At 47.2% G+C, this 20214-nt stretch carries 14 protein-coding genes; 6 read left to right on the top strand and 8 right to left on the bottom strand.

Going from position 1 to position 20214, the window contains the following annotated elements:
- Positions 1-39 precede the first annotated feature (39 nt).
- On the bottom strand, positions 40-2211 hold the full coding sequence (locus tag A1OO_RS07070) for an ABC transporter permease subunit (RefSeq protein ID WP_017005053.1): 2172 nt from the start codon (positions 2209-2211) through the stop codon (positions 40-42).
- 240 nt (positions 2212-2451) lie between these two features.
- On the opposite strand from A1OO_RS07070, the gene A1OO_RS07065 reads away from it, so the two are divergent.
- The 3 genes from A1OO_RS07065 to ppx are packed head-to-tail and all read left to right on the top strand — an operon-like array spanning position 2452 to position 6580.
- On the top strand, positions 2452-2964 hold the full coding sequence (locus A1OO_RS07065; RefSeq protein ID WP_017005052.1) for a glycine cleavage system protein R: 513 nt from the start codon (positions 2452-2454) through the stop codon (positions 2962-2964).
- A 15-nt stretch (positions 2965-2979) separates the two neighbouring features.
- Positions 2980-5079, top strand: coding sequence for a polyphosphate kinase 1 (gene ppk1 / locus A1OO_RS07060; RefSeq protein ID WP_017005051.1), 2100 nt, complete (start codon positions 2980-2982; stop codon positions 5077-5079).
- On the top strand, positions 5072-6580 hold the full coding sequence (gene ppx / locus A1OO_RS07055) for an exopolyphosphatase (RefSeq protein WP_017005050.1): 1509 nt from the start codon (positions 5072-5074) through the stop codon (positions 6578-6580). The genes ppk1 and ppx overlap by 8 nt, the downstream gene beginning before the upstream one ends.
- A 134-nt stretch (positions 6581-6714) precedes the next feature.
- On the opposite strand, the gene A1OO_RS07050 is transcribed toward ppx, so the two are convergent.
- The 5 genes from A1OO_RS07050 to sbcD all read right to left on the bottom strand — a co-directional run bounded on the left by A1OO_RS07050 (position 6715) and on the right by sbcD (position 14772).
- Complete coding sequence (locus A1OO_RS07050) at positions 6715-7665, bottom strand: PstS family phosphate ABC transporter substrate-binding protein (RefSeq protein WP_017005049.1); 951 nt, start codon at positions 7663-7665, stop codon at positions 6715-6717.
- Complete coding sequence (gene phoR, locus A1OO_RS07045; RefSeq protein WP_017005048.1) at positions 7659-8954, bottom strand: phosphate regulon sensor histidine kinase PhoR; 1296 nt, start codon at positions 8952-8954, stop codon at positions 7659-7661. The genes A1OO_RS07050 and phoR overlap by 7 nt, the downstream gene beginning before the upstream one ends.
- A gap of 62 nt (positions 8955-9016) precedes the next feature.
- Positions 9017-9706, bottom strand: a complete 690-nt coding sequence (gene phoB, locus A1OO_RS07040) for a phosphate regulon transcriptional regulator PhoB (RefSeq protein ID WP_016960564.1) — start codon at positions 9704-9706, stop codon at positions 9017-9019.
- Positions 9707-9859: 153 nt separating this feature from the next.
- Positions 9860-13540, bottom strand: coding sequence for an AAA family ATPase (locus tag A1OO_RS07035; RefSeq protein ID WP_017005047.1), 3681 nt, complete (start codon positions 13538-13540; stop codon positions 9860-9862).
- Entirely contained in the window at positions 13537-14772 is a 1236-nt protein-coding gene (sbcD, locus tag A1OO_RS07030) for an exonuclease subunit SbcD (protein WP_016960566.1), read from the bottom strand. The genes A1OO_RS07035 and sbcD overlap by 4 nt, the downstream gene beginning before the upstream one ends.
- Before the next feature lie 123 nt (positions 14773-14895).
- On the opposite strand from sbcD, the gene rdgC reads away from it, so the two are divergent.
- Positions 14896-15807, top strand: coding sequence for a recombination-associated protein RdgC (gene rdgC, locus A1OO_RS07025; RefSeq protein ID WP_026024080.1), 912 nt, complete (start codon positions 14896-14898; stop codon positions 15805-15807).
- Between the two features lie 63 nt (positions 15808-15870).
- Here the strand turns inward: rdgC and A1OO_RS07020 are convergent, their stop codons facing one another.
- A complete protein-coding gene (locus tag A1OO_RS07020) occupies positions 15871-17139 on the bottom strand; it encodes a peptidoglycan DD-metalloendopeptidase family protein (protein WP_016960568.1) in 1269 nt (422 codons plus the stop codon).
- Between the two features lie 270 nt (positions 17140-17409).
- On the opposite strand from A1OO_RS07020, the gene yegQ reads away from it, so the two are divergent.
- Complete coding sequence (yegQ, locus tag A1OO_RS07015) at positions 17410-18807, top strand: tRNA 5-hydroxyuridine modification protein YegQ (protein WP_017005046.1); 1398 nt, start codon at positions 17410-17412, stop codon at positions 18805-18807.
- A gap of 3 nt (positions 18808-18810) precedes the next feature.
- A complete protein-coding gene (locus A1OO_RS07010; RefSeq protein WP_016960570.1) occupies positions 18811-19065 on the top strand; it encodes a YfhL family 4Fe-4S dicluster ferredoxin in 255 nt (84 codons plus the stop codon).
- A gap of 30 nt (positions 19066-19095) precedes the next feature.
- Here A1OO_RS07010 and mepA read toward each other — a convergent pair whose 3' ends face one another.
- The gene (gene mepA / locus A1OO_RS07005) at positions 19096-19938 is read right to left on the bottom strand and encodes a penicillin-insensitive murein endopeptidase (protein ID WP_017005045.1); all 843 of its coding nucleotides are present in this window, start codon (positions 19936-19938) and stop codon (positions 19096-19098) included.
- Positions 19939-20214: the final 276 nt, after the last annotated feature.

Genomic DNA, 20214 nt, shown 5'->3' with positions numbered 1-20214 from the left:
CGAGTTGCTAGAAACGAATTGCTACCGAGAATGGATAAACTACAAAGCACGGTATTTATCTCTCAACTGCTGACGAACAAATTCCGCCACCGTATTAAATAAGAAGGTAAAACTAAACAAAATAAAAGCCGTTAGGAACAAGACACGATAGTGCGAACTACCAACTTCCGATTCAGGCATTTCAACAGCGATATTTGCCGATAATGTGCGCAGACCTTCGAACGGGTTCCATTCCATCAACGGCGTGTTCCCCGTCGCCATCAACACGATCATCGTTTCTCCCACTGCACGACCAAGTCCCATCATCACCGCGGAGAATATACCGGGACTCGCGGTAAGCAATACGACACGAGTGAGCGTTTGCCAATGCGTTGCACCCAACGCCAATGAGCCATTGGTCAAGTGGCTAGGTACAGAGAAAATAGCATCTTCCGCAATAGTGAAAATCGTTGGGATCACTGCAAAACCCATTGCCAGTCCGACCACAATCGCATTGCGCTGATCGAAGTTCACGCCCAGCACATCAGTGACAAACACACGGCTGTCACCACCCAGAAAGGTGTTTTCCACCCATGGGCCGATCGCGAAAGCCATCGTTCCAATCGCTAAAATCAGCGGAATAAGGACGAAAAGATGCCCTCCCGGAGGCAACTTTTGACGCCAATTTCGAGGTAATGATGTCCATACGACTGCCGTCGCCAAAAAGGATATTGGCATTGCAAAAAAGATGATAAATACTGCAGGCAGATGCGTTTCGACAATAGGTGCTAGCCACAGACCCGCAAGAAAACCCAATATAACGGTGGGTAGCGCTTCCATGATTTCAATCGTTGGTTTCACGACTTTACGTAAGCCAGAAGGCATGAAATACGCGGTATATATCGCGCCGCCAACAGCCAGAGGGATCGCAAATATCAACGCATAAGCGGCAACTTTTATGGTGCCGAAAACAACAGGGACGACACTTAACTTGCCCTCAAACGCCTCACTGCCGGACGTTGACTGCCAAACATAGTCAGGTTCGCTATAACCTTCATACCAAACCTCTTTCCATAATGATGTAATGCTGACATCAGGGTGAGGATTGTCGACGTCTAATAGTGTGATCACCTGATTCTGTTCGACTAATAATCGGTCTGCACGCGGGGAAAAACTCATCGCGTCCACATCACTCGCCAGCATTGGGAAATCAAACCCAAGCCACGTTTCACTCGGCGCGTGCCAAAGTGACAATTCACCACTGCCAGCTAGATTTGCGAAAACATTTCGGTGCGCTTCAACAGCCAAATGCCCATTCGGTGTCGAAAACTCTCGCACCATGGTCAATGTTCGCGCGTTAGCTTTCACCACATCAAACCACTGCCCAATACGGCCATCTTCAAGTCTCACCAACAGTGAATGCCCTCCCGCCAGCAAGGTCATCGATTCTGGCAACTGTCCCGTCACCGTCTTGATGTTCACCGTCTCACGTAGAGACACCTTTTTCGCAGAAAGGTTATAGATATTGAGTTCCTCTCCCACCAGCTCAAATAGCTTTCTCCCGTTCGGTGTCACCAATACCGAGGCATCACCTTCCGTGGGAATCGCGACACGCAATGATTCCTGCCCCGATTGCTGAGCGACTATATGTAAAGTGTCACCCACAATGCCCGCAACGACACGATCATCACCATTCAAGGCGAAAGAAACACTGGAAACAGCCTCACTTGGCGCTCCTAACTGGATACGGTCAAGGCGGTTAATATCAGGCGTGAAGCTACGCTCCCCTTCTTTGTAGTGAGCAAGAAAACGTAGCCGTTGAAATGATACAGAGCCATCGCCCAAACCATATGCGCTGACACTACTCGAAGGATTTGGCGCGAAAAAACTCGTCGGCGATAATGCCAACTGTCTTTGAATCAATACTTCATGAGGTGTGGTCAATGAGAATACGGTCAGATCACCCGCATCTGAATAGCGAAAGCCAATCTGGTTATTTTCGTCCATACCAATTTGAACAGGAGCATCGGACACACCTAAGTCAAATTGCTCACCCAGAGTAACATCTGGATTTTTGAAAAGAGGAAGAACAACATAAGCGAGGTAGAAAAAAATCAGCAACAATGCAAATAACACCAAAAGACCGCCCCCTGTTACAGATAGGCGAGCAAGCTTGTCTTTAAAACGCCGACGAGGATCTCCTTGAGTCAGCGAATGGGTGGCGTTTGCCATTGGTACCTCTTTTCCTAGATTAAGCGGCCTATAATATTTCTATTTGATGACAAAAATGTGACAGCCCAGAAATATAGACCAAGCTGCCTAGCTGTAATAAATCTGTAATAAAACATGTTTAGCCTCGCTAACATTGATGTGTGGCACAGAACGGAAGTGCCCATTAATGCAGCAGTGGACACGCTTTCATGCAAATCTAATAATGAAATTTCATTCCGCTGTATACGTTAAGGACCAACCATGAAGCAGTTAGTTATTACCTTGATCGGCACCGATCGCCCAGGTCTCGTAGAAACGCTTTCTGATACCGTATTCAAGCATCACGGCAATTGGCAGGCGAGTAGCCTAAGTAAGCTCGCGGGTAAATTCGCGGGTATCATTCAGATAGACATTAAAAATGATGATGCAAAAGCATTGTCCATTGCACTGGATAACATCTCCGAACTTGATGTTCTTATCACCGATGCACCTCATCAATCCGAACCAGACTCTACAACACACTCTTTGACAGTCACAGGCAATGATCGCCCGGGGATTATTCAAGAAGTGACTCGCGAAATTGCAAAATTTGGAATAAACATCAACAACCTGGAATCTACTGCACAAAGTGCCGCTAATTCAGGTGGTGTCATTTTCACGGCAGATTTCGATTTAGACATTGCGAACACTACGTCACTAGACGATCTTGGCGAGGCATTGGAAGGCCTATCTGATGATCTGATCGTGGAGTTTGACACCAACGATATTCATTAGCAGGAAAAGGGAAGAATGAGCGCTGATAATTGTTACATAGATAAAGAACTCAGTTGGCTATCCTTCAATGAACGGGTACTGCAAGAAGCAGCAGACAAAAGTGTTCCTATTATTGAACGGGTTCGCTTTTTGGGTATTTTCTCCAGTAATCTGGATGAGTTTTATCAAGTGCGCTTTGCTGATGTGAAACGTCGTATCCTGATCAACGAAGAACAGGGTATCGACAATACAGCTAAAGAATTACTCAGCAAAATTCAAGACAAGGTACTGAAGCTTAATCAAGACTTCGACCATCTATACAATGACATTCTATTGGAGATGGCTCGTCGACACATTTTTCTGGTTAACGAGCTTCAACTGACTGAGTATCAGCAGAACTGGCTAAAAAGGCACTTTGTCAGCAATCTTCTTCCCCATATCACCCCCATTATTCTTACTGATGATATGGATTTGCTTTCTTTCCTCAAAGACGCATATTCCTATCTTGTCGTCGAACTCAAAAAAGAAGGTCAAGCCACGCGTTATGCGCTGATTGAAATCCCCACGAATGAAATTGAGCGCTTTATTAAAGTGCCTGAACCCAAAGGCCGACGTCGACGAAAAACCATCATTCTGCTTGATAACATCATTCGGCTCTGTCTCGATGAAATATTCCAAGGCTTTTTCGATTATGACAGCGTTGAAGCCTATGCGATGAAAATGACGCGCGATGCTGAATATGATCTCACCAACGAAGTCGATCATAGTCTGCTAGAAAACATGTCAGACAGTCTCGACCAACGCATAACCGCACTGCCTGTGCGTTTCGTCTACCAGCGAGACATGCCCAAAGCCATGGTCAAGCGCATTATCAGAATGCTCCGGATCTCGGACTATGACAGCGTCTTGCCTGGTGCGCGCTACCATAATTTCAAAGACTTTATTGGTTTTCCCAATGTCGGCATGCGCTATTTAGAAAACCCCCCATTGCCCCCCATTGAATCTGCTGACTTTCGTCAGTCCGGCAATGCGTTCGATGCCATTCGCTTACGCGATATACTGCTTTACTACCCGTATCACACCTTCCAGCACATGACAGAGCTCGTGCGTCAGGCTTCTTACGATCCCAAGGTGCGTAGCATTCGCATCAATGTTTACCGCGTGGCAAAGAAAAGCCGCATCATCAATTCGATGATAGATGCAGCCAACAACGGCAAACGGGTCACCGTGGTAGTCGAGTTACAAGCGAGGTTTGATGAAGAAGCCAACATAGAATGGGCTCGCGTATTAACAGATGCGGGGGTGAAAGTCGTCTTTGGTACACCAGGGCTTAAAATCCACTCCAAGCTTTGCCTTATCTCACGCCGAGAAGAGGACGGCTTACGTGAATACGCGCACATCGGCACGGGTAATTTCCATGAAAAAACCGCTCGTCTTTATACCGACTTTTCCCTGTTCACCGCCGACAAGTCCATCACCACTGAAGTCAGAAAGGTGTTTAACTTCATCGAAAACCCCTACAAACCGGTCAAATTCAATCACCTCATCGTGTCACCTCGAAACTCACGAAGCCGATTGTACAAATTGATCGATCGCGAGATTGAACATGCAAGAGCCAAGCGTAAATCCGGCATTACGTTGAAAGTGAATAATCTCGTTGATGTTGGCTTGGTGAACATGCTGTACAAGGCCAGTAATGAGGGCGTAAAAATACGCATGATCGTGCGAGGTATGTGCTCTCTGATCCCTGGCGTTAAGGGATTAAGTCAAAACATTCGGGCAATCAGTATCGTCGACCGCTTCCTTGAACACCCTCGCGTTTTTGCATTTGAAAACGGCGGAGAGAGAGACGTTTATATTTCATCTGCCGACTGGATGACACGTAACATCGATAACCGCATTGAAGTCGCTACCCCCATCAAAGATCAGCGATTGAAAGACCGCATCATGGATATCCTTGAAATACAGTTTTCCGATCGTGCCAAAGCACGCGTTTTGGACAAAGAAATGTCCAATGCCTATGTAAAACGCGGAAATCGCAAAAAAATACGCTCGCAGATTGAAATTTACGATTACCTTAAACAAATGGAGAGAACTGAAAAACGACGGTTAGCGGACAAGCAGAAGAATGAGTGATACCACCAATCCTGAAAAGCCACGAGAGATCGCAGCCATTGATCTCGGTTCAAACAGTTTCCACATGGTCGTTGCCCGTGTCGTCGGTCAAGGGCTTCAAATTGTCAGCCGCCATAAACAGCGAGTTAGACTAGCTTCTGGTCTCGATAACCATCAGAACCTCGACAATGCCGCAATTAACCGCGGCATTGAATGCTTGGCCATGTTCGCCGAGCGTTTGCAGGGATTTGATCAGGAAAACGTGCGTGTCGCCGCAACCTTCACCTTACGCGAAGCAAAAAATAGTCATGTGTTTTTGCAGCGAGCTCAGCTTGCTTTCCCCTATCCCATCGAAATCATTCCTGGCGTTGAAGAAGCAAGACTGATTTATTTAGGCGTTAGCCATACGCAGCCAGGAGAAGACCGGAAGTTAGTTGTTGATATTGGTGGGGGAAGTACTGAGTTAGTGATTGGGAAAAATTTCAATCCCGCCTTGGTTAACAGCAAACGAATGGGTTGCGTCAGCTTTAACGAGCGCTTTTTCAAAGACGGAGAGATATCACCAAAACGCTTTGCGTCCGCGCAACTTGCTGCGGAATTGAAGCTCGAGGGCATGGCTCGCCAATACATCAAATATGGCTGGGAGGAAGCTGTCGGATCTTCTGGCACCATCAAGGCAATACGAGAAGTGTTGATTGCCAGTGGTCATGACGACGGCATTATCACCCGCAAACGTCTTGATGGTTTGATTGAACAAGTACTGGCATTTAAGTCGAGCGACGAATTAGTGCTTCCAGGTCTATCACCTGACAGACAGCCTGTTTTCGCAGCGGGACTTGCTCTTCTTTTAGGGGTATTCCACGCATTGAATATCGAAAAAATGGTTTTCTCTGACGGCGCTCTTAGAGAAGGTCTTCTCTATGAAATGGAAGACAGATTCCAACACAGTGATATTCGAAGCCGTACCGCCGCCGATCTCGCTGAGCGCTATCACATCGACCAAGATCATGCCGAGCGCGTTCAACAGGTAGCCGAAAACGTCTATTTACAAGCGGAACCTCAGTTGGGTCCCAAGAAAGCAGAATTGGTGATCCTCATGAGCTGGGCCGCGCTGTTGCATGAAGTCGGTCTGAGTATTTCACATTCAGGCTTTCACAAGCATTCCGCATATATCCTACAAAACACCAATTTATCGGGCTTTAACCAAGAGCAACAAACCGTATTGGCAACACTGACACGCTTTCATCGCAAAGCGTTGAAATTGGGTGAAATGCCTGAGTTTGCACTGTTCAAGCTAAAACATATTTTTCCGCTCATTCGTGCCTTGCGCCTGGCTTGTGTGCTTAACGTTCAGCGCTCTGGTGATCCTCTACCAGATGTAAAACTAGAGGCCAATGATGACCATTGGTCACTCGTTTTCCCAGAACATTGGCTTAGCCAGAATCGCTTACTTGCTGCTGATCTTGAGACTGAACAAGCCTATTGGGCAGCTGTAGGCTGGACACTGACCATTGCGAAATAGCCTTTGAGGCTACTGATAAAATATAAACAAAAAAACCGATGAAGCGTTGGCTTCGTCGGTCTTTTTACTTTTATACTTATAGCCAGACCAAACCTTTCTATGCCAATTATTCGCGACCAATCTCGGTTAGCAACTCACTGCAAATCCAAAGCTGTTAATTGCTCTTCTATGACATTTTCAGGCAACGGTACAAAGCCTTCAGCGGCAGCAAGTTCTTGCCCCTGACGCGACAACATGAGCTTTATAAACTCGGCTTCCATAGGTGCTAAAGGTCTATTTGGCACTTTATTTAGGTAGACGTATAAGTAGCGTGATAGTGGATAGACGCCGGAGGTGACGTTATCGACAGTGGCATACACAGACTCACCGTCCACATCCAGCGGCAACATTTTAGCCCCTGCCGTACGATACCCCACCCCTGCATAACCCACCGCATTGAGCGATGAACTCACCGACTGCACCACAGAGGCAGAGCCAGGTTGTTCGTTGACGTCGGCACGAAAGTCGCCATCACATAGTGCTTTATCTTTGAAGAAGCCGTAAGTGCCCGAAACGGAGTTACGACCAAATAGCTGAATGTTACGTTTATCCCAGCTTCCACCTAGCCCTAACTGCCCCCACTTTTCAAAACGCTCAGTTGAACCGCAGCGCAATGTTTGAGAAAACAATGCGTCAATTTGCGTCATATCAAGCACTGTCAGCGGATTATCCTGATGAACAAAAATCGCCATCGCATCAATGGCCACTTTGATGGATGTTGGCGGATAGCCATATTTACGCTCAAACAATTCGACTTCTCGCGGACGCATTTGGCGACTCATCGTACCGAACTGTGCCGTTGCTTCAATTAGCGCCGGAACAGCGGTCGATGACCCTGAGGTTTGAATTTGAACATTCACGCTAGGGTAGTACTTTTTGAACAACGCTCCCCACTGTGTCACCAAATTGGCCAAAGTGTCAGAGCCCACGGTAGATAGGTTGCCAGAAATACTATCAGCGCGATGATAAAGCGGCAGATGATCATCTGCCGACGCAACGCCACCAAGCATCAAAAAACCGATGACGACGAAGGCCTGCTTTAACATGCCAACCGCTCCGGTAAGGTAAAGGAGAACACGCTGCCTTTACCGACCTTGCTGTATATCTCGAGTTCCGATTCATGATGATTCAGAGCGTGTTTTACTATCGCTAATCCCAAACCACTGCCGCCCGTTTCACGAGATCGCGCTTTATCGACCCGATAAAAACGCTCCGTTAGGCGATCGATATGCTGAGGTGCAATTCCTTCTCCGCTGTCTTTCACTTCGAGGCGTGGACCTTGAGGCGTTCTAAACCAACGCACGGTGATCTTCGCACTGGCTGGCGTGTGCTTAACCGCGTTGTAAACCAAATTAGAGATAGCACTTCGCAGCTGATCGTCGTCCCCAAGCACACTAAGTGAATGGTCAACGTCAAATTCAAACTCATGAGCTTGATCGCCACTGAGTGCTTGAGCTTCTTTTTGCAGTACATCCAACATGGCAGGAACATTCACTTTCTGATCAAGCGCGATTTTCACACTGGCTTCGATTTTCGAGAGCGTAAGTAGTTGCTCAACTAATCCCTCCATACGCGTCAATTGCTCTGTCATCACACCGTGTGCTTTATCCCACATCGGGCCCACCAGCATGTCAGGATCTTCTGCCATTTCTAAGTAGCCACGAAGCACTGTCATGGGTGTCCGTAATTCATGAGAAACGTTGGCAAAGAAGTTACGACGCATACCTTCAAGCTGTTTAAGCTGCGTAATGTCACGCACGACCATCAGATACTCGCCTTCCGCGTAAGGCATGGTACGAAACTCGAGAGTTTTCGATACATGTAGCGGTGAGCGCATCTCGAATGCTTCACCGAGTTCTGCTCGGCTCAAATATTCAATGAATTCAGGCGTACGGATAAGGTTGCCAATATACTGACCGGCATCATCGGGCATGCGAAAGCCAAGAAGATCTTGTGCCAGCTTGTTACACCACACAATCGACCCATCGTGTTCAAACACCACAACGGCATCGGGGAGTGATTCTGCACCGTTACGGAATCGACGGATCAGGTTAGCGAGCTCTTTACGACGGCGACGGTTACGTTTCTGCAACCGATAAATACCATTGAACAGCGGTGTCCAACTGCCCGAACCCGAAGGCGGAGTGAGACTGCGCTCCTTCCACAACCAATCAGAAAGCTTGAGTTGGTGATAAAAGTTCCACAACAGAACAAGCACAGTAGCGAGCAGTAATAACCAAGGCAGACCGCCAAAGAACCAGCCAATCACAAACCAAGGTAAATAAAAAAAAGCTAGCTCTAAGGCCAGCTTTTTCCATGTGAGTCTTTCGACCATCTATGTCTCCATCAGGCCATCCCGTGGCCAACGGATAGCAACATGATTATTAATTTGTCAGGCTAGGCGCGCGTTGAGAAACGGTAGCCAGCACCACGCACTGTCTGAACCAGTTTGTCGTGCCCGTCTTCTTCCAGCGCTTTTCGCAAACGGCGAATATGCACATCTACGGTGCGATCTTCTACATATACGTTGGTACCCCAAACGTTATTGAGAAGCTGCTCACGGCTGTAAACGCGCTCTTGGTGGGTCATGAAAAAGTGCAACATCTTAAATTCTGTTGGACCCATATCCAGCGGTTTTTCATTCGCAGTCACGCGGTGAGAAACAGGGTCAAGTTTCAAGCCCTGAACGTCTATAACATCATCCAAAGAGGTCGGCGATACACGACGCATCACGGCTTTTAATCGCGCCATCAGCTCTTTAGGTGAAAAAGGTTTAGTGATGTAATCATCTGCGCCCACTTCTAAACCACGAACTTTGTCTTCTTCTTCGCCGCGAGCGGTAAGCATCACAACAGGGATTTGACGAGTCAATTCATCGCGTTTTAGGTGCTTGATCAGATTGATCCCTGATCCACCCGGCAACATCCAATCCATCAGGATCAGTTCAGGGTAAGGCTCGCAGATTTTTTCCAGAGCACTGTCATAGTCTTCTGCTTCTACGGCCTGATAGCCTTTTTGTTCCAGTACAAAGCACAGCATCTCGCGAATCGGTGCTTCGTCTTCGACAACAAGAATCCGTCTTACCATTATTTCATACCCAGTTAACTTATGATTTATGGGCGCCATTATGTGATTCTATTATGACAGTTTTGTGACCTTTCGCGATGAATGCGTGTACAGACATTGCTAGATTATGTCGACTTATCCCTACACACCACGAAACATACGGTCTATAGCAGATTACGCTCTCGTGACTCGATAGTCACTTTCTAGCTCGCTAATTCCCAATCCGGTCTTTTTAGATACGCGCAATTGCGTCGGGATCCGCTCTTTCATCGCTTCGATATGACTGATCACCCCAATCATCTTGCCGGATGCGTTTAAGCTATCCAGTGCATCCAAAGCAATATCCAAGGTTTCGCTGTCTAGCGTGCCAAATCCTTCATCAAGGAACAGAGAATCAATGCTGGTTTTGTGGCTCACGAGATCAGAAAGCGCCAATGCTAACGCCAAGCTGACCAAGAAGCTTTCGCCGCCTGACAGGGTCTTCGTGTCACGTTCAATATCGCCCTGCCACGTATCGAGCACACTTAATTCTAACCCCTCACCCTGCTTGCGATTAAGTTGGTATCGACCATGAATGCGATCCAGCTGTTTGTTCGCGAGGTACACCAGATTATCCAGTGTTAAGCCTTGGGCAAACTTGCGGAATTTATCGCCCTTTTGTGAACCGATCAGCGAGTGCAAATACTGAATATCATCGTAGTCTGCGCGAAGGCGTTCAATCTCAGCAAACAAGGCTTGTTGATTCTCTCGACGTTGCTTGTCAGATGACAACTCATTACTTAGCTCACCACTGCGTTTTGCCAATTGGTTAAGTACGTCAGTTTGCGCCTGAAGCGCTGTTTCTACTTCATCGAGTGGCGTTTGCTGCAATCGTTCTGCGTTTTCATGAGCCAATACCTCTGCCACATGATTTTGCGCTTTTTGAAGCAAGACTTTCGCCACTTCTAACGCATGTTCTAGCTGGCGCTTTTCTACCAACAATTGCTGCTTTTCATCTTCTGGCAATAAGGCTGATTGGAACGCATCCAGTGATGAAAAAGGTGAAGCAAGTAAGCGTTCATTCCACGTTGTTTCTTTGTTTGCTGTGTCTTCTTTCTGGCTATTGAGTGCTTGTTCTAAGCTGCTCACTTCCGCTTGTATCGCGCGCAAATCACCTTGGCACTGTTGCGCTTGCTGCTGAGATAACGTCAGGGCTTGTTCTGCGTTCGCCAATTTCACTGCACTATTTTGTCGTTCTTGCTCCGCCACTTTGTCGCCGAATAGCGCGTCTCGCTGTGCTTTCACTCCATTCAATACACCGAGCAGTTTTTCGCTGTCCGCTTGCATGGCTAACTGCTGTTCGTTCAATGCGATTAACTCACGAGAGATGCCCGCGAGTTCAGATTCCAACAAAGCCACCGCTTTTCCAAGTGCGTCTTTACGCTGCGTGTTTTGATCCCACAACTCCGCATCTTGCTTTCTTTCCTCAAGCCAGGTTAATAGCGTGTCGGCATCAGGCGCGGTGTAACCGCTATCCACAATTTCGGTGTTCAAGGCAGCTTGTAAGGTATCAACTTTGTCTAGGCGCAGGCGCTTGTCTTCTTGCAAGCGGTGTCGCTGCTGTTCATTATTTTTTATAGTTAACGTCAGCAAAGACAGAGCTTGCTCAACACCCGTTTGAACGCGTTCTGCGTCATCCCATTGCTGCTTTGCGAGTTGAAGATGCTTGTCTTGGTCTTTCAGTTGAGTCAGCGTTTGCGTCAATGTATCTCGGGCTTGTTTTTGCTCATCAGTGAAGGCCGTAAACGCGTCTTTCTGCTGTATCGCCAACACCATACCCAATGCAGAAGAGGTTTCGGCCCATTGGTGTTCTAATGCTGCTTGCTGAGATTGCGTGCGCGCTATTTGCTGATCAAGCTCAGTGACGTAACGCTTGCATGTTTCCAGCTTTACGCCTGTTTCTTTGCCTGTAATTTCCAGCTGACTCAATACTGTTTCTGCATCAATTTTCTGTTGAACGGTTTCAGACACATTCAGCACCGCACCAGTCAAAGCAGGATGTTCGGTCGAACCACACAACGGGCAATGCTCATTGGGTTGAAGCGCTGCGCGATACTGAGCAAGGTGCTCTTCTTGGCTAACGAGCTTGCCAAGCGCGTCAATAAGCTGCTTTTTATCTTTGAACTGACCACGAAGTGCCACCAGCTCTTGCTCTAGGGTTGTCGTCAACACGGTTTGCTGTTCAAGTAGTGTTCGTTTCTCGACATTGTCTTTATCGATATCAATCCACTGCTGTTGCCACTGACTCAACTGAAAGTGCGTTGAAAGTTGCGTGTTGAGCTGTTCACGCTGCTTATCGATGGCTTCCACATCACCCTTTGCTGTCGCTTCTACAAAGGCATGCTGCAAGGCTTCCCAGTGGCGTTTTGCCGAATCACTGGCTGCAACTGCGGCACGCTGCGCCTGCTGATCTTTCTCTGCTCGAGCCTTGTCAGCATTCAGTGACTCGTTAAGCGTTTTTTCTTGCTCGGTAAGCGCCCCCATGGCGGATTGTTCTTGTTGGATCTGCTGACCCATTTGTGCCCATTGACCAAGGTGCTGCTTGAGCATTCCCGCCGATTGATGCTCGCTAAGGTAAGCAGTTACCACTGCCAGCGCTTGGTTTTGTTCCGCTAAAGATCGCGCTTTTTCATCACGAACCGAGGTTTGATCAGCACACTTGGTTTGCAGTGCCAGGCTCTGCGCAGAGACGTCTTGGTGACGCTGGGTGCTGTGTTTTATCTCTGCATCAAGAGGCATGACTTTTTCGGTGATCAGCGCATCAAGCGCTTGGTGCTGCGCTTTTGTTTGCGTCAAGGTTTCTTGCGCTACCGTCAGGGATTTTTCTGCCGTCTCGCTTTGCTCTGTGCTGGTTGTCAGCATGTGCTGTTTCGCCGCAAATGCTTCTGCGCTTGATGCACTTTTCTGCATCGCTGTTTGCCATAATTCGTAAGGCATACGCAGCTTTTCGGCAGGTTCACTGTTTTCTAGTTTTTCAATGCGTGGCTGGGCAGTATCCCAATTTGATTGGGCAAGATGTTGCTGCTGTTCAGCTTGAGTCTTTTCTTGCTGGCTCTTTTGGTGCTCTTTCCACCACGCAAGATGAGCTGTCAGCTCGACTTGTCGTCCTTGCTGGGTTTTGTGGTTAGCATCCGCATCTGCCAAGGCCTTTTCGACTGCCTCGACTTCTTCTGCACTCAGCAGTTGAACACCTTTGGCTTCCGCTTCCTTTTGGCTAAGTAGAAGCTTCGCTGCCGCAAAATGCTCGTGCACTTTCTCTGAGATTCGACCGTAGATCTCCGTGCCCGTGAGTTCTTCCAATAACTCCGCACGTTCGTTTTCTTTAGCATTTAAGAAAGCGGCAAAGTCGCCTTGCGACAACATCATGGATTTCGTGAATCGCGAAAAATCGAGGCCTGTGATGTCTTCCACCAGCTCATTTTTTTGCTTCACTTGTGTTGCCAGCACCTTGTCGGTTTTCGCATCGACCAACTCAACATCTGCCTGCTGCAAGTTACCGTCAACCTTGCCACGAGAACGTCGCATGCTCCAAAACGCGCGATACGGGTGCCCCTTCACTTCAAATTCTACTTCCGCGGCACACTCTGCCGTACCGCGAGTCATGATTTCGTTGCTTGATGTAGAGATCAGCCCCAAACGCGGTGTTTGGTGATAAAGCGCCAAGCAAATAGCGTCCAACAAGGTGGTTTTACCTGCACCGGTAGCGCCCGTAATGGCAAACAAGCCATTGTCTACAAATGGCGTTTGAGTGAAATCAATTTTCCATTCGCCTTTCAGCGAATTCAGGTTTTTAAAACGTAAGCTGAGGATTTTCATTCGCTGGCCTCCACATGCTCAACTTCCGCGACGATTTGCGCGAATTGAGTTTGAATGCGTGCTTTGCGTGCTTCCTCTACTTCTCCATCAAACACTTCAAGGTCGAGGCGTTTTTGGAATACATCCTGTGGGGTTAATTCCGCCAGCGTTTCTTTTGCCTCTTGCGTCAGCGCTTGCGATTTTTGCGTACGTGCACGTTGTAGCTGAAGCACTTCAACATTTAGGCCTTCTGTAAGAAGCTGAATGCGGTGCTGCAGGTCAGACAAATAGTCTTGCACCGAGACTTCAATGTGCAGCCAAATAGGTTTTGGATCATCGTGATCTTTTAACTCGGAAAGCTGTACTTCAATTTCTTCCAGTGACCCTTTTAGGACAGCCATAGGCTGAAAACTCGGCACATTGATTGGTTCAATGCTTTTGCGCTGTTCACCGTCGAAATCCACCAGCACCACTTGCTTGCTAAATTTGAGCTCATCAAAACTCAAGGGAATGGGCGATCCGCTGTAACGAATATGCTCTGACTTGGCAACAATTTGAGGGCGATGAATGTGCCCCAAAGCAATATAGTCGGCTGGGGGAAAACCATCCGCTGCAAAGCCATCGAGCGATCCGATATAAATGTCACGCACCGATTTAGACGGGCTCACGCCCAATGCGGTTAAATGCCCGGTAGTAATAATGGGAACTTGCCATTGGTGTTCATCGCGAAGCGCGACCGCCGCTTGATAAAGCGCGTGATAATGGGCCTTGATAGCATCGCCTAACGCTTGGCGTTTTTCAGTGCCCGACTCGCCAGCGCGGCTGGTCATCACATCACGAGGGCGCACAAACGGCACGGCACAGACAATCGCGCCGACATCGCCTGCTTTGTTTTTCAGCGTCAGTAATTGGTCTTGAAGATCATCGCTGGTATTGGCCACCACTTGTGTATGAAGGCAGGCCAATAAGGATTTAGACTCTTTTAGCGTCGAGACCGAATCATGGTTTCCGCCTAAGACAATCAGTGAGCAGTGACGTTGACTAATCGATACCACAAATTGGTTATACAGCTCTCGGGCATAACTTGGCGGTGCGCCCGTATCAAACACATCTCCCGCAACAATAACCGCATCGATTTGGTGATCATCGATCTGGTCAAGTAACCAATCGAGGAAGGCTTGGTGCTCGCTTCGACGACTTTTCGTGAAGAAGTTTTGCCCTAAATGCCAGTCAGAAGTGTGGAGTATTTTCATTGCCGTTTGTGTGCTCGCTGTTTTAGATCTGCGCCAAATTGTACTCCATTTGGAGCGACATTCTGCTATGAATGCAATACCATGTGGCCTTTGTCATTATCGGATGGATAGAGCCTCGCCATGATTTGGTTTAAGAATATTTTTGCCTACCGCCTTACTCGAGAAATCGATCTCGACCCTGAGCACATTGAAAAGCAGCTATCTGAGTTTCGTTTCACGCCATGTGGCAGCCAAGATATGCAGAAGTTCGGTTGGACGACGGCGCTGGGTAAACACGGCGATATGATGACTCACGTCAGCGATGACAATATTCTGATCTGTGCACGCAAAGAAGAAAAAATGCTGCCCGCGTCAGTGATCAAAGATTCGCTAAATGCTCGCGTTGAGGTAATGGAAACCGAACAAGGTCGCCCGCTGAAAAAGAAAGAAAAAGACAGCATCAAAGATGACATCGTGATGGACTTACTCCCACGTGCATTTAGCCGCTTAAGCCAAACCTACGCGTTGATCATGCCAAAAACGGGCTTTGTGATTGTCGATGCTAGCAGTGCTAAAAAAGCAGAAGACATCTTGGCGCTGCTTCGCAAATCTTTGGGTAGTCTTCCTGTTGTTCCAGTGGAAACCAACAAACCGGTGGAACTGGCGATGACTGAGTGGGTTCGATCTAATGCCGCGCCAAAAGGTTTCACTATCGGTGATGAGGCTGAACTCAAAGCCATTTTGGAGCAAGGCGGCGTGATTCGCTGTAAGCAACAAGATCTGTCGAGTGATGAGATTCTGGCACATATTGAGGCAGAGAAGCTGGTCACCAAACTGGCACTCAACTGGCAAGATCGTATTGATTTGATGCTGTGTGATGACATGTCTATCAAGCGCATTAAGTTCTCTGAAGAACTACGCGATCAAAATGCGGACATTGACCGTGAAGATATGGCTCAACGTTTAGATGCAGATTTGTCGCTAATGTGCGGCGAGCTAGGCGCATTCCTGCCAAACCTCTATGAGGAACTTGACGGCGTCGATAAAGCGGAATAATTCCGTGTAAACAGCACAGTCTGCATATTAAAACGGGGCATCATAATGATGCCCCGTTTTTGGTTACTTGAATTGCTGCGCCAACATCATCTTGTCAAACGCGGCGACTGATTTCTTAAAATCAGTCATTTCAGCACGAGGCACAGATGTCGCCATAGGGATTTTGGCTTTCATCGGATTGACAGCTCTACCACGACTTAGCAATTCATAATGAATATGTGGCCCAGTCACGCGCCCACTGCGTCCAGATAATGCGATTTTCTGACCACGGCTCACGCGCTGACCTTTGCGCACCAATATCTTGCTGTTATGCAGATAGCGAGTACGGAATTGGTTGCCATGGTCTATGACGATATACTTACCTGCGTAAGGGTGATTACGCACCATCACCACGACACCATCACCTGTCGAAACCACCGGTGTTCCTGTGGAAACGGCAAAATCAGTACCATTGTGCGGCGAAACTCGCCCTGTCACTGGGTGTTTTCTTTTTGGGTTAAAGTGGGAACTGATACGTCCCTTATAAGTCATCGGATAGCGCTGAAACGCACTCTGAAGACTTTCGCCTCGATTGTCATAATAGTTGCCATCCGAATGAAGATAAGCCGTGATAGGCGCACCTCTTCGCTCTATACGGATACCTTGTATTTCGCGCTGCCCACTGGGTTGACCATCAACAAACTGCTCCGCTCGAACCACTTCAAACTTATCACCAGCACGTAGATCACGAGAAAAGTTAATTTTGTCTTTGAGTAGACTGGTGATCACTTCAACATCGTTGTAGCTCAATCCGGCTCGGCGGGCTGAGACAGAAAAGCTTCCTTCGATATCACCAGCGGCTACTGTCTGAATCCATTTACCTGGGACAATGATCTCTTCCAACTCGTACGAGCCATCGTCCAAAAGTTTGTATTGCACCTTCTGAGCAATGTTAAATTCAAGCTCTAGCTTTTCAAGGTGCTTACCACTGCCATCAACCCAAAAGCGCAAAATGTCATTGGGTTTTAACGTATCGATACGCAGGTGGTTTAAATCCGCTTCCATTAATTTCAGCAAGTCGCTGTATGGGATCCCCAGTTTCATGAAAATTTCGCTGAGACTATCACCTGACTGAATGGTGTATTCATAGGCAGGGAGGTCTATGACTATTTCTGAGGGCGCTTCCACCGCAGGCTGCGATGGCATCACAGATTCTGAGATGTTGAGGGGGATGATTCGAATCGGGTCGTTTTTCATGTTAACGGACACCGCCATCGTCACGAGTGACAATCCCATCAAGCCAAGCATCGATTTAGACAGCTTACTAAACGTCTTGGGTTTCTTTTCGTACATCAATCCACTTCTCAAACTTCTGATTTTTGCTCGTTCAATGAGAACTATAGGTGACAGTATAATAAAGCACCGTACAATTCATTTCATCATAATGTCAATTTATGCGCTGCTAATGAGTAAGTTTGCAGACCATAGGAAAGACATTATTTTCTTCGATTGGTTTCCCGAATGGAACTGGCTATGTTAACCAGATCACAGTAAAATCGCCTGCTACCCCGCATCAAGTTCGATGTGGCCTGACTTAGACTCAGAAAATAGAAGCCCAAGAATATGTTTGTACCAGAACTTTTGTCGCCAGCTGGCAGCCTAAAAAACATGCGTTACGCTTTCGCTTATGGCGCAGATGCCGTCTACGCAGGCCAACCGCGTTATAGCCTTCGTGTTCGCAACAATGAATTCAATCACGAAAACCTTCAAATCGGTATCGATGAAGCTCATGCGTTGGGCAAGAAATTCTACGTGGTATGTAATATTCAGCCACACAACTCGAAGCTGAAGACATTTATTCGCGATCTTAAGCCCGTCGTAGACATGGGACCTGATGCTCTAATCATGTCAGACCCAGGTCTTATCATGATGGTTCGTGAAGCATTCCCTGAGATGGCTATTCACCTGTCAGTCCAAGCAAATGCTGTTAACTGGGCGACTGTAAAGTTCTGGAAAACCCAAGGCGTTGAGCGTGTCATTCTGTCGCGTGAATTGTCTTTGGAAGAAATCGAAGAAATTCGACAAGAAGTCCCTGAGATGGAACTTGAAATATTCGTTCATGGCGCACTTTGCATGGCGTACTCTGGACGATGCCTACTTTCAGGCTACATCAACAAACGTGACCCGAACCAAGGCACTTGCACCAACGCTTGCCGTTGGGAATATAAGGCAGAGAAAGCGACAGAGGACGAAACCGGGCAAATCGTTGAAGTGCCTAAAACGTCTGGCGTGCAAATTCACGAAGCCGAAGAGCGCCCTGATAACACCTTGGGTCTGGGTAAGCCAATTGATGACGTTGTTCTGCTGAGCGAAGCACATCGCCCTGAAGAGAAAATGGCTGCGTTTGAAGATGAGCACGGCACGTATATCATGAACTCAAAAGACCTTCGTGCTATTCAGCATGTTGATCGCCTAACTAAAATGGGTGTTCATTCACTGAAAATTGAAGGTCGTACCAAGTCTTTCTATTACTGCGCACGTACAGCGCAAGTTTACCGAAAAGCAATTGATGACGCTGTTGCAGGTAAGCCTTTTGACGAAACACTCATGTCTACGCTTGAAAGCCTTGCTCACCGTGGATACACAGAAGGATTTCTTCGCCGTCACAACCATAGCGAATACCAAAACTATGACTACGGATACTCTGTATCTGACAGCCAGCAATTCGTTGGTGAATTCACGGGTAAACGTCGTGGAAATTTGGCTGAAGTTGAAGTGAAGAACAAATTTGTTGTTGGTGACTCAATCGAAATGATGACGCCAAATGGTAATGTTGTATTTACACTCGAAACGATGGAAAACCGTAAGAGCGAAGTTATCGACGACGCAAAAGGTAACGGACACTTTGTCTTTATCCCGATGCCAGAAGATATGGATTTATCGTTTGGTTTGCTAATGCGCAATCTGGTTGCAGGTACTAATACCCGTAATCCAAACGCCATTGAAGTGGTGAGTGCGTAATCCATGGCACTACTGATCACCGAGAAGTGCATTAACTGTGACATGTGCGATCCAGAGTGTCCGAACGAAGCAATAACGTTTGGGGCTGAGATCTACGAAATTGATCCAGACAAATGCACGGAATGCGTTGGTCACTATGAGAAGCCAACCTGTCAGTCAGTTTGTCCAATCAACAATTGCATCATCATTGATCCTGACAATCAGGAAGCCAATGACGAGCTCTTGGAAAAGTTCGTCAAACTGCAAGGCTTAGCCTAGCTGAGTAAGCGCCTGTTAGAGGCGCTTTTTTTATTGCGTCAGAACTATCTGGCACTCACTAGGCTTCACCTTAACTCGCTTCTTCTTCTTGACTGTTTCTTTGTTTTTTTTACCATCGTCAGGCTTAGGTCGCCAGCTCATCAACTCTGATCCGCAACCATCACCTGCTGGTATAACATTTTGTGGCACGCATTCCTGACTCCCGTCAGGACAATGAAGTCTGACATGCATATGATAATGATGGCCCCACCATGGTCTCACCTTTCTTAGCCAAGCTCTGTCTTCCCACTCCATGCCACAAAGCGTTTCTTTTATGACAGGATGGACAAATATCCTTGCAACCTCAGGCTCTGAAGCTGCGACCTGAAAAAGGATCGCATGATCATCCATCCAACTATCACGACGAAGTGAGTAGCTCTTTAGATCAACTACACTGACCGCCGTTGGGCTTTCTAACCTTTCCCGAGTTAAAGTTTCCAGTGCAAAGCTAAGCCAAATATCCGCATCCAACCCTGTTTGATGGCTTGAATGACCACTCGTAAAATTTCCGCCTCGTGGCATAGAAATGTCTGCGATCATCAAATCATCCAGTCCAAATCCTTGTGTCTTTGAAGCAAGTTTTTTGAGATAAGCAACCATGTCAGGATGTGCATAGTAGCGATGACGAGAAGAACGGATCACTTGATAACCTACACCATTAAGCGGTAACGCTTCTGCGCCACTCAAACATCCATTGGCATAACTTCCTATCGACTGCTCACTGCCTTTTGAAGGACTAGTAACATTTTCCCATGGATTAGCATTTGCTATAGCAATCAAACCGCCAAGCAAGAAAAGAAAGATAAAAAGGATCATAAGTAGATTTTTCTTCATTTCGCCCCCGCCACATTCACCTTAGTAACATCCTAGCAGGCTACTTCTTTCAAATTGTTAACCTAACGAAATTTGAGAGGCGTAATACCAACAGCGGAATCCTAAATAAGAGGATTAAGTAAGAACACAAGATAGTCACAAATTACAGAATAATGCGTATTGTGTCGCTTGCGAGGATATTATGCGGTGATTAAGTCAAGGAAAGCGAGGGGGGAATTTGAAACTTACAGACGATAAAAAGCCCCGTCATTTCTGACGAGGCTTCTTAATAAATGG

The organism is Enterovibrio norvegicus FF-33, from assembly GCF_000286835.2.
In the GTDB taxonomy this organism is placed as follows: domain Bacteria; phylum Pseudomonadota; class Gammaproteobacteria; order Enterobacterales; family Vibrionaceae; genus Enterovibrio; species Enterovibrio norvegicus_A.
This window is presented reverse-complemented; position numbering and strand designations above follow the sequence as displayed.